Origin of the sequence: Acidithiobacillus albertensis (genome assembly GCF_001931655.1) — a bacterium.
Classification (GTDB): domain Bacteria; phylum Pseudomonadota; class Gammaproteobacteria; order Acidithiobacillales; family Acidithiobacillaceae; genus Acidithiobacillus; species Acidithiobacillus thiooxidans.
In genome coordinates, this window is record NZ_MOAD01000036.1 from 1 (window position 1) to 10574 (window position 10574).

The window sequence follows — 10574 nt, forward strand, 5'->3', positions numbered from 1 at the left end:
TCCTCGTTTTTCCCGAGGATAGGCTTCTACCAAAATCGCCTGTCCGACCGGTACGAGCGATGCCCCCAAAGCCCCTTGCATGAAGCGCCAAAAGACAATTTCCGTGAGACTGTGGGATTGTCCGCTCATGATCGAGCAGACCAGGAAGCCAGCCACGCTCCACAGGATGAGCTGCCGTTGTCCGAAACGTTCGACCAGCAATCCGGTCAGCGGGGTCACGATAACCATGGCCAACATGTAGGTAGTCAGTGCCCAGGTAATCTGATTGCTGTTGGCGTGAAGCGATCCCTCCATATGCGGCAACGCCACGTTGACAATCGTGATGTCCAGGACATTCATGATAATGCAGGCCATTACGGCGATGGTAATGGCAAGAAGATGTGGGCTCCCCGTTTCGTTGGAGTAACGGCTTTCCAACTTTGGTGTATCCATGCCATTCATAGCTTATTTACGCATCTCGGCAATGCCCCTGCGGTCTCAGCCATAATATGTCGATTAAGCAGTCGTTGCGCTAAGCGTGACGCATTGGATTGTAGAGGCTGGCCAAAAAGTCCTGAATGACTGCTTTTACTTCAGGCCCGGAATCGGGATCATTCAACAGTTGATGTGCATGCAGGCTGCCGGGCCAGCTACGCGTAGAAATAGGAAAAGGGGGGTGACTCGCGATTTCTCGGGCAGGGGCCGCATAAGCCTCATTTTCACTGAAAAGCAACAGGCCATGAGCCGCCTTGTTGGCCAGAAGTGGCAAATATTCCTCCCCTCCCGCAGGGGATAGCCATATGACGGCATCCACGGCTTTCTCCGTTTCTGCAAGCGCGGCGATAACGGCGATCCCGCCCATGGAAGCGCCCAAAAGAACGATTGGATTGGCGCGTTCTCTGCGTGCATAGGCTATGCTGGCCAAGATATCCTGATCATAACTGGCATTATCTCCCCGTTCCGACAGACCATATCCTCTGAAATTCGGGGCCAGCACGGTCCATCCCCACTGTTGCATATCCACAGCCAAGGGTTTCCAGGCATTTTTATCGTAGGCTTTACCATGGGCCAGCACACACCAGGGGTTCTGCGCAGGATAAATATCTGCCTCCAGTTTTACGTTATCGGTCGTGCAGAAAGAAATGGTTTGTGAAGAAAGGGAGGATGGCATAGAGAAATCTCCTTATAGAGAGTTAAATATCGGTCTACAACCCATTAAGCTGGCACAATTTGCCTTCGATAGCGATACCAACCCAACGGGATAAGAATCATGAGAATTAAAGCACCTAACATGGAGGGAGCATAAATGTTCTCTGCCATATGTCCCGGAGGGATCAGGCCGATAAACAGACAGGCGAGTGAAGTCATAAAGCCAATTCCGGCAACCAGCCAGAGCCCCCAGTTGCGGCCACCCGGAACGCGATAGGGTCGCGGCACATCTGGATGTGTGTAACGCAATCGGATGGCAGCCGTAAAAAGTAACAGATACATGAAGCAATAGAGTACAACGGCCAGAGAGGTCAATAGCAGAAAGGCTGTATTGACCGGCATGACCAGAATGAGCAGTGCTACCACGCTCATGAAAACGGCTTGCAACAAAAGGAGATTACGCGGTACTCCATGCCGGTTGGCTTCCTGGAAAGAGGCAGGCAGAATACCGCTTTGTGAGGCGGCCCACATCCCTTTAATCGGTCCTAAAATCCAGGTGCTGACTTGGCCCGCAGCGCCAAAAGCCACAAGAAAGGCGGCTAGGGGCAGCAAAAAACTTAAATGCCAGGTGCTAAACAATGCCTGTAAAGCCTGGATAGTTCCAGAGACCATGTTTAAATGAGCTATTGGTACGACTACTGCGATAGCCAGGCCTCCCAACAATGTTACGACAAAGCCCAGAATTGCGGCGGAAAAGACCGCAATGGGATAGTTGCGCCGTACATTTCTGACTTCCCGGGCATGCCCGGCAGATACCTCAATACCGGCTACCCCGAAAATAAAACTGAGAAAAAGCAGCAGATGATGTTCAGGATTCACCAATGGCAACCAATTATCTGCAGTGAGTGCAAGCTTCAGATAAATGGGGTTTCCTTGAATGATATAGAATACAGCCATGATGATCAGTACTGCACTGGGTAAGAGGACGCCACTGCTGAGGCAGACTGTGGAAATCATTCCGGATGTTCGCGTCCCACGCATGTTAGCGGCCGTAGCTCCCCAGTAAACCACAAGAATGATCCCAAAAATAAACCAGCGATTGGTGGCCAGCTGCGGATCGAATGCATAGCATAAGTTGACAGCAACGTAGGCCAGAATGGAGGCAATGCCGAATATGCTTTGGGTCCATTGCAACCAGATCGCTGTAAATCCCCAGGAAGTGCCATAGGCCTCTTCAATCCAGTGGAATACGCCATTTTTGGGCCAGGCAGTAGCCAGTTCAGCGGCGACCAGGGCAATGGGAATCAGAAAGGCAAACACGGTCACGATATTGAAAAAAACCATTTGCAGACCAGTGCCGGCCATCATTGGCATGTTCCGTAACGTAAAAAACAATGCGGCCGTCATCATCGTAAGCGTAACCACTCCAATGGAACGCCCTTTGACGGGAATAGCGGGAGTACTGGTACGGGCGGTTACTAAATCAGGTTTCTGCGTGTCCAAAATCACTCCTTAATGGATGGAGAAAGCTGGTTTCTCGACATTTTAAGTGGGTAGCCTAGGATCCAGTTTACCCAGGATCGATAAGCCATGCTGATAAAGTTCTTGTGGGTACGGTAACCCCGCGCTTTCGCCTTGGCGGATTGGATGAGGCTGTTGAAACCTTCAAAAATTCCGTTATTGATCTGGCTCTCAAACCAACGGAGTGCGCTATCCCAATAGTTCAGGATGGTGTAGGCGACCTTGACGATAGGCGTCAAGCCGCTGGGCTTGGCGCTTTCCAACCAGGCTTTCAAAAGTGGGGCACCCTGGTGGCGATTCTTGATCGTATAGATGTCCTGGAAGGCCAGGCGATACTGGTAGGCCATCTCCGTCTTGAGGTTCTGGTTCTGGAGTGATTCCTGCAGTTTCGCTTTCAGGTTGCGGTCATTCTTGAGCCATACCCAGCGCGTCTTTTTGAGATCTGGCTGGGTGAGCGCTTCCGAGCGGCGGACCTGGTCCACGGCTTCATTAACGCGTTTCATGAGGTGAAATCGATCGAAGGTCACCTGGGCTCCGAGGTCTGTGGCGAATCGCGCAAAACTGGAGGCGTCTTTGCCGGGGGTGGCAAACAATAACTGTCGCGCTTCCAGATAGAAGCGGCTTCCCTTGGGAAAAGTGACCTGCAGATCCAATCGCTTCTCTTCGACTTTGAAGACCACGTTATCTACCATCCACGGCGGTACCAGACCCAAGACCAAGGTGTATAACTGATTTTGATCCATCTCCTTCTTCCTTATATTCAGGGTCACATCCGCCTGATTCTAAAGCTGAATCCACTCGACATGTCGCGGAGCCGGTTTAATTTATGAAGCATACCGGTAAACTCTAACAACAGATTCAGTGCGGCGTTCGTGGTCTCATGCAAGATTTTTCCAATACCTCGATTGGGTTGAGCAAGGTTTTAGAAGTATATCATTCTTGATGGACGTGCCTGAAAACCGAAAGCGACTATAATGAGTTCGATAGATGATAGATAAAGAATAATCAAAATGGGTATGGTGTGTATTCTACTGATTAAAAGCTTTTTATCTTTAGTTACTAGGTCACTGAACGCTGGCGGCAAAAGGGAGGTGGTATGGAAGTTGGTTTCACCGTTTACGATAAAGAAGGTAAGACGCATCAAACAATCATTGAAATGCCCAATGATGCTACCATTCCCCAACTTGGCGATGATTTGATCTATGATGATTTAGTTTGTACCATCGAGAGAAGGGATTTTCAGGTTGTTTCAAAGAGAAAAGTCTATGCTTGGAGTTTTAGCGCGCGAGAGAAGCCCTAAGCCTAAGTAGTAAAAGCTCAGCAATTACGTGAGAGTCATCTTTCTTTAAGCACTATTGAAGCCCGGATGTCGTGGGTAGAAAACTGCTTGGCAGTTGCTTTGAATATATTCACATAGGCCTATTAATACGATGAGAATATTCTAATGTCCCAACCTGAAGATGTACCCCTTCCTCTTGAGACCATCAGGCAACGTCGCATGAGGACTTGGCTGATTGTTGTGTTGGTTATTGAGTTCGTACTGTTGGCAGCTTATTCGATAACGCTGTGGGATATCACCAGTGGACGGTCAGTTTCGGCCAAGAATCTCCAGCTAGGAACAGTCAGGCAGGGGACCTTTCCTATATTGATCCGATCCCCCGGCACACTTGAACCCCGGATTGAACGATGGGTTACCAGCAATGTTGGTGGAACAGTGCAGCGTTTGTTTGTCCATCCAGGCAGCAGAGTAAACGTAAATAGTCCATTATTGTCGCTCAGCAACCCTAAGGTCCTTGTACAAGCCCGAAAGGCACAATATGTCCTTACTCGAACAATAGCTCAGCAAAAAGTACAAAAAGCGACGATGGATGATCAGTTATATGCGTTGGAGGGACAGTTGGCCACTTATAAAACTCAAGCAGACAGCGCCGAGATGCGACTGAAAGCGGACTTGAGCCTGCTTCGTGAGTCTGTGATCTCCCGACTACAATATGAAACGGATCAACTCACAGCCCGTAACAGTGCAGAACTTGTGGCCTCCATGAAGCGGCGAATATTGGCTTTTCGCAGAAGCTATAGGGCTCAACTTCAAGGTGAGCAATCGATGATTGCGTCAGCTCGTACCGCTCTTTTGGCGGCTCAAGCCGATGTGGCGGCCTTGCAGCCTAAGGCGGGAATGAGCGGCGAAGTACAAACAGTATCCGTACAAGCAGGTGCAAGGCTTAAATCCGGAGGCGCCATCGCCCGCATCGCTAATATCCACACGTTGAATGTGATTCTTTCGGTATCGCCTGAAGATGCTGGAGAAATTGCACGCGGTCAGGAAGCAGAAGTACGACTATCGATTCCCGAAGTGCCGATACTCCACGGCGCCGTTCAAAGAGTATCCCCCAAAGTGGTTCATGGTGAAGTGCCTGTTACCATCCGGCTTCACGGAAAACTTCCCCAAATCGCCAGGCCGCAACTGCCAGTAACCGTAGTCATCCGAGCAGGTCAATTGGCACACGCTCTTTACGTGGCAACACCTGAAGGTGCTCGGGAAGATAGAGAAGGTAAGGTCTATGTATTATCTCAAGGGGGGCATAAAGCCACACGTCGGTTGGTGCATTTCGGGTTGGCATCCTCCGCAGGCATCCAAATTCTCTCAGGACTTAAAGCGGGAGAACGTATTGTCTTGTCAGGAACGCCCCACTGGGATGAAACCATGAAAATTCGCCCATGAAACAGATGCAATTGGCCTTGGTAGCAGGCGTGATTCTGATGCTTGCGAGTTTAAATGCACCGGCTTTAACTCTGGAGCATTTTTGGCAGGAAACGCTTGTTCATGATCCACAGGTTCAACTATACCGTCAGCAATTAGAAGTCGCTTCTCAGTCACAACCCTTGGCTTTAGCCAAGCTGCTGCCTCAGATCAGTCTCCATGCCAGTGCACAATGGGACAACCATCGTATCCAGAAACCCTACGATAAGTATGATCCTTATAGCGTGATCTTAACGAGGGGCCGCCATAATATCATCCAGAGATGGTCTGCGCAGATAAGCCAGACGCTCTTCAATTGGTCCGCACTGCAAAATTATCGGGCCAGTGGTGATCAAGTCGCCGCAGCAGCGGCGCAGTATCAAGAAGCGGTACAAAAACTTGAGCGTAGTGCCATTGTTGCCTATGGAAATTGGCTTCTAGCCTATGCGAACCTGCAAAATTTAAAAGCATCTGAGAAGGGGGTCGCACGGCAAGCTTATGCAGCTGAGGCCCGCTACCGTTCCGGTACCACAGGCATTCTGGGTGCAGATGAAGCCAAAGTCGCCTTGGCCAGAATTCGAGCACAGCTTGCGCAAGCTCTCGCCAAGTGGCATGGGGCGGGTGCTGTACTGGAGCAGTTTACCGGAAAAAAATTGCCCCCGGAGGCCCCTAAGCTGCCTCAAATTATCCATCTGCCGATTCACTTGGAAAAACAGTGGCAAGCTTTGGCGCTGATTCATAATCCAGCCCTTGCATCAGCTAGATATCAGTTGGATGCATCGCGCAAAGGCGTCGCAGCGGCCCAAGGGGGATTCTTACCTACTTTGACTCTTGTCCTGGCGCATCAATGGATGTCCGAAAATGGTACCTTATATTTTCAGGGGGCTCAGGAGGGGGCAGGGACTTCAGGTAGCGGCATTCCTGATCCACATCATTACATTGGGACTTCTGCTACGATACAGATGAATTGGTCAATCTTCTCAGGCGGATCCCAACAAGCAACCTTAGCGGAGGCCCAGTATCAGGAGGGGGAGAGTTTCTCTACCTTGTTGACCACTGAACGCAGCATCGAGCAAATTCTTCGCACCAGTTCTTCGGGGCTCAGTGGATCGTTGCAGCAAGCAAAAATCTATCGTTATTCATTAGCCTTGGCGAAACGTGCGAGCAGAGCGGCCGAAGATGGAGTGCGAGTGGGGCTGGTGACGGAGAACAATGCGATCATTGATCGACAAAACGCACTTAAGGTGCGTAACGATTTGAATGATGTCAATGCATCCGCCTTAATCCAGTTTGCCAATCTGGCGACAGCAGCGGGGGTGTTAACTCCAGCACTCATGCACCAAATTTCGCTCTCCCTGTCTCTCGGAGGTAATTACGCAAAGATTCCTTGAACTCAACCACGAACACGAGCAGCATGTACTATAATCGAGTGTAAAGTTTTTGCAGGTGGTTAGTGGTTGTGCGGACCAGGGCTTATTTGATCTGATGATTTCAGCGTTGAGAATAGGAAAATCAGGTTTAGCGGGTATTAAACGGGATGGCTGTCCGCCTTTTCGCCAAAACGACTAAGAGTTGAGGCACAGCATAGCCAAACACGAGATATTTTGAAGGAGACTGACCATGAAACCCAGGAAAAATGACAAGTTGAGGCAAATTGTGGATGCGTTCTATACCATACCGTTGTGGCCGACTTGTAAAATATCTACCTGAAGATTAGATGCGTTTTTTATTGTCTTGAATCAGATAGTTGCATGTTATTGTATTTGGTTCAAGGGGGACTGAAGTGCAATAAAAAGGAGTTAGATAATGAGTTTGAGTTCTTTACCTATTATGCACCAACCAGCAGTAGCGCATGTCGTGTTTGGTATATTTAACTTGGCATGGCCCAATATTGCCTTTTGGGCAGTGGGCCTGATCATTTTTGCTGTTGGCATCTATGCACGCATGCCTGAATTCATGGAAATGGACGCTGAAACCAGGCGTCGCTATCAACAGCAAGGTCCATTTTTATATGGCAATGGAGAGGATGACGAGGAGGCTGGGGAATGAATATCGATAAGGTGCTTCAGAAAGGTCTCAAATCTTTCCTGCCACTGAAAGATGATCTACCTACAGAGATGCCCGCCTACGTCAACTCGTTCGGTTACTTCTTTGGTACGATGACGCTCGCATCACTGGCAGTAGTATTTATTAGTGGTACGGTATTGGCTTTTTTTGGGCCGGATTGGTGGCATTTCAATAGCGTTGGACAATTTTTCAACGCTATGCATTTTTGGAGTGTTGAGGTTTTCTATCTGGCCGTCATTATGCACCTCACGTTTAAGTTTTTTAAGGCGGCTTGGCGTGGGAACCGCTTTCGTACATGGGTGAATGGATGGATTATTTTCATCATCACCATCTTTTCTGGTATTAGTGGTACTCTCCTGCAGGCCAACTGGGATGCACAGTGGAATAGTCAGCAAGGAAAGGCTGCCTTCAATGCGTTAGGCCTTTCGTGGATGAACTGGATGAATTACACGACCGTACTGACCTTGCATGTAGTCTTTTTCGCCGGTCTGATTCTCTTCTTCGTGGTGACTCACCTTGCTTTTGTGCGCAGCGAGAGTCCGGTACATCCTATAGTCAATGGTGGTAAAGGTGAAATCGACGATGGGAATGCAAGAGCCCTTGGTGAAGGAGATGAAAAATGAGCGTTCTTTCAGATAAAAATCTTCGGGGCTATCCAATGAAGCCCTACGATATGGTGCGCGAAGGACTGATAGTGTTTGGTGTTATGCTGACCATTATTTTGGTATTGGCTGCCGTTTGGGGGTTTCCGGGAAAGAATTACGGTCCACTGACAATTAAGGAAGTGGCTACCAAGGCTCCAGTCGCATTCCTGAAGCGCACTGTTTCCTACTTTTCTGGAACCAGTCGCCTACAGACCTATGGACCTCCTTACACCCATAATGACAACCATGCCCAACACATTGGGCCATTCTGTCCGAATTGTTGGGTAGGGGTTATATATCCACTGAATGCCAAAGTTGATTTCGTGATGCAGCCTTTGCAGCAAATTGCGGCTCTTGATCCGAATGTGGCAACCGCTCTAAACACATACCAAAATGCAAGCGCTAAGCAACAGACAGAATGGAATAACGCATATACTTCGGCACTTAATAAAGCCCAGGTTACGCATGGACGTGTAGTGTTACCGGCGGGCGATTATGGGCCAGTCCCCGTTTTGATGAACGGTATGCTTACATTTGCTCGTACGGGCTTGTTGGAAGCCGCGCTTACTTTCAATACTAACCCCAACATGGCACCCTATGAGACCAATTATACACGCCCACTTTTGTATTTGGGCGGCCCCATAATGAATACGGTAGCAGGTCATTTTGATGAAAAGGGTGGAGAGTGGGGTATGTCCCATATAGCCGGGCCTTATCCTGGAGCGTGGTGGTTGTGGCCCTATACATTCTTGTATCAGATACCAGCGATCGGAAATTCACCAAATGGTGATCTTATTGCCTTTTTGATTTTCCTCGTAATGTTATTGATTGCGGTGCTGGCGCCGGTGATTCCTGGGCTTAATCGGATTCCTTACGTTATTCCAGTTTACAAGATCATATGGCGCGATTGGTATGCGAAGTATCCTTCTGGGATTCCGAGCAACGCATCAAGGAAGAGAGTATAACGCACGGTTTTTTGTTAATGTATGACAATGTTCAAAAAAGAAGCTGGGAGTGTTAGCCTCGAAACTCTGTCGGGGCTAAGGATGGCTTGTCTAGACACAATCAATCAGGAGGTATTATGACTACGTTCGACCTGCAGGCTGCACTATCACGTGCCATGACACTAGAAAATATAGATCCTCTGGACGCTGCTACAATCGCAGCGGCCGAGCAGTTGAGCGGCAAAGACGGACTAACCTTGGACACCGCATTACCTATCCTGGGTAATGAACAGCTTATTGAACTCATTGGTTTTCTGAACGATAGCATAAACTGTCAACAGCTTTCAGAGCTTTGCGACAAAGAGTTCTATAATGCTGAACAAGCCCGAGAATGGGAAGTCACAGAACAGCAGTACCGTTTAGCTCATGAAGTCGCTCTATTGAGCCACCTCATTGAACAAAAAAAGGAAGGTATCGGTTAGTAATTTACCAGGTAATATTAGAGGATGTTTATATGGATAGTTGGATTTGTGCTGACTGCCAATTGATTTTTTTGGTTCTGTGTTGATCTTCTTTATGAATAAATAATGCTTAATTTACATTAGATTTTGTTTTCAACTACACACTGAACCACAGCGCGAAGCTATAATGAGCGTTACATCCAGGCGACAACTATATCTCTAAGATTTATTTGCAATTTATTGGTTGGCAAGACCATAAAATATAGTAAACCTATAATTCACCAGAAATTCTAGCCTCTTCCGCAAGCAATAGAATATAGAAATACACACCGATAGATAATCCCATTATAAAAATAGACAGTACTTGCGCCACAGTGGTAAATCTTACTCCCAATGTAATGAATAGGGTAAGAGCTGGAATCAGTAGACATAACAGAGCCCATGCCAGCAAGATATGGTGATGCTTTATATCGTACTTCTTTGTCCATCGGTGAATAGGTCGAATGATAAATAACATAATTAAACCTGCTGAAAGCAACGACAAAAATTGAAGATTATCGAAAAATGTAGCTTTAGTTTAGGCCGTTCTGAGCAAGTGGTCAAGAGCTCTAAAATCTCAACATTGAATCAGTCAGATTGATCACTGGTCCCATTTTTGCAAACAATTTCGAAAGGTTATCTGGCGACTCACATAAGGTGGTTTTGTTGTGTATTGGGCATCCAGTAAATAAATGAGCACGTTATCATCAGCGCTCGCCGGATTTTCGGGTTACTGTGAGTAAACCGTGGCCCAGGCCACACTAGCAGCCCCTCGGCTTTAACTTCGGACTACCCCCAAATTCCCCCGTTTTTTGTGGTTTATCTGCATCTTTCTGCCATACAGACGCAAAATGACCATGCGTTTTATGTTCCAAGACATGGGCTCTTCGTCAGATTGAGTGGGTAGGGGGTAGAATGCTGTGGAGCGGTCGTGCCCTGAATTGGAGTTAGCTGATGGTCCCTGAAGAGCTGTTTTCTCTCGCGTTAGGATTGGTTCCGCCGTGGTTGGTGGATCATGTGACTTTCACGG

The 10574-nt window shown here is 48.1% G+C and carries 10 protein-coding genes and 1 pseudogene; 7 read left to right on the forward strand and 4 right to left on the reverse strand.

Going from position 1 to position 10574, the window contains the following annotated elements; translation table 11 throughout:
- The 4 genes and pseudogenes from BLW97_RS16845 to BLW97_RS16860 all read right to left on the reverse strand — a co-directional run.
- Nucleotides 1–432, reverse strand: a 432-nt coding sequence (locus BLW97_RS16845) for an MFS transporter (protein WP_242947863.1), incomplete at its 3' end; no start/stop codon positions are given.
- A gap of 79 nt (nt 433–511) precedes the next feature.
- Nucleotides 512–1150 carry an alpha/beta hydrolase gene (locus BLW97_RS16850; RefSeq protein WP_075324012.1) on the reverse strand — a complete coding sequence of 213 codons (639 nt, stop codon included), beginning with the start codon at nt 1148–1150 and terminating at the stop codon, nt 512–514.
- A gap of 44 nt (nt 1151–1194) precedes the next feature.
- A complete protein-coding gene (locus BLW97_RS16855; RefSeq protein ID WP_075324013.1) occupies nt 1195–2631 on the reverse strand; it encodes an APC family permease in 1437 nt (478 codons plus the stop codon).
- 42 nt (nt 2632–2673) lie between these two features.
- Nucleotides 2674–3392, reverse strand: a pseudogene (locus BLW97_RS16860) (transposase).
- 353 nt (nt 3393–3745) lie between these two features.
- Between BLW97_RS16860 and BLW97_RS16865 the strand changes: the two are divergent.
- The 7 genes from BLW97_RS16865 (at nt 3746) to BLW97_RS16895 (ending at nt 9526) form a co-directional block, all read left to right on the forward strand.
- Nucleotides 3746–3949 carry a hypothetical protein gene (locus tag BLW97_RS16865; RefSeq protein WP_031576109.1) on the forward strand — a complete coding sequence of 68 codons (204 nt, stop codon included), beginning with the start codon at nt 3746–3748 and terminating at the stop codon, nt 3947–3949.
- 144 nt (nt 3950–4093) lie between these two features.
- Nucleotides 4094–5371, forward strand: a complete 1278-nt coding sequence (locus BLW97_RS16870; protein WP_077218522.1) for an efflux RND transporter periplasmic adaptor subunit — start codon at nt 4094–4096, stop codon at nt 5369–5371.
- Nucleotides 5368–6780, forward strand: coding sequence for a TolC family protein (locus BLW97_RS16875; RefSeq protein ID WP_075324015.1), 1413 nt, complete (start codon nt 5368–5370; stop codon nt 6778–6780). The genes BLW97_RS16870 and BLW97_RS16875 overlap by 4 nt, the downstream gene beginning before the upstream one ends.
- A gap of 415 nt (nt 6781–7195) precedes the next feature.
- The gene (locus tag BLW97_RS16880) at nt 7196–7438 is read left to right on the forward strand and encodes a hypothetical protein (protein ID WP_075324016.1); all 243 of its coding nucleotides are present in this window, start codon (nt 7196–7198) and stop codon (nt 7436–7438) included.
- The gene (locus tag BLW97_RS16885) at nt 7435–8079 is read left to right on the forward strand and encodes a cytochrome b N-terminal domain-containing protein (RefSeq protein ID WP_075324017.1); all 645 of its coding nucleotides are present in this window, start codon (nt 7435–7437) and stop codon (nt 8077–8079) included. The genes BLW97_RS16880 and BLW97_RS16885 overlap by 4 nt, the downstream gene beginning before the upstream one ends.
- Nucleotides 8076–9065 (forward strand): hypothetical protein, encoded by a 990-nt coding sequence (locus BLW97_RS16890; protein ID WP_031576091.1) that lies wholly within the window; start codon nt 8076–8078, stop codon nt 9063–9065. Before BLW97_RS16885 ends, BLW97_RS16890 begins: the two co-directional genes overlap by 4 nt.
- A gap of 116 nt (nt 9066–9181) precedes the next feature.
- Nucleotides 9182–9526 (forward strand): hypothetical protein, encoded by a 345-nt coding sequence (locus tag BLW97_RS16895; RefSeq protein ID WP_031576089.1) that lies wholly within the window; start codon nt 9182–9184, stop codon nt 9524–9526.
- The last annotated feature ends 1048 nt before the right edge of the window (nt 9527–10574 follow it).

What these genes read in the sequence shown, in the direction of transcription:
- BLW97_RS16880 (WP_075324016.1), top strand. Translation starts at nt 7,196, where the DNA reads ATGAGTTTGAGTTCTTTACCTATTATGCACCAACCAGCAGTAGCGCAT.
- BLW97_RS16850 (WP_075324012.1), bottom strand. Translation starts at nt 1,150, where the DNA reads ATGCCATCCTCCCTTTCTTCACAAACCATTTCTTTCTGCACGACCGAT.
- BLW97_RS16875 (WP_075324015.1), top strand. Translation starts at nt 5,368, where the DNA reads ATGAAACAGATGCAATTGGCCTTGGTAGCAGGCGTGATTCTGATGCTT.
- BLW97_RS16890 (WP_031576091.1), top strand. Translation starts at nt 8,076, where the DNA reads ATGAGCGTTCTTTCAGATAAAAATCTTCGGGGCTATCCAATGAAGCCC.
- BLW97_RS16885 (WP_075324017.1), top strand. Translation starts at nt 7,435, where the DNA reads ATGAATATCGATAAGGTGCTTCAGAAAGGTCTCAAATCTTTCCTGCCA.
- BLW97_RS16870 (WP_077218522.1), top strand. Translation starts at nt 4,094, where the DNA reads ATGTCCCAACCTGAAGATGTACCCCTTCCTCTTGAGACCATCAGGCAA.
- BLW97_RS16895 (WP_031576089.1), top strand. Translation starts at nt 9,182, where the DNA reads ATGACTACGTTCGACCTGCAGGCTGCACTATCACGTGCCATGACACTA.
- BLW97_RS16865 (WP_031576109.1), top strand. Translation starts at nt 3,746, where the DNA reads ATGGAAGTTGGTTTCACCGTTTACGATAAAGAAGGTAAGACGCATCAA.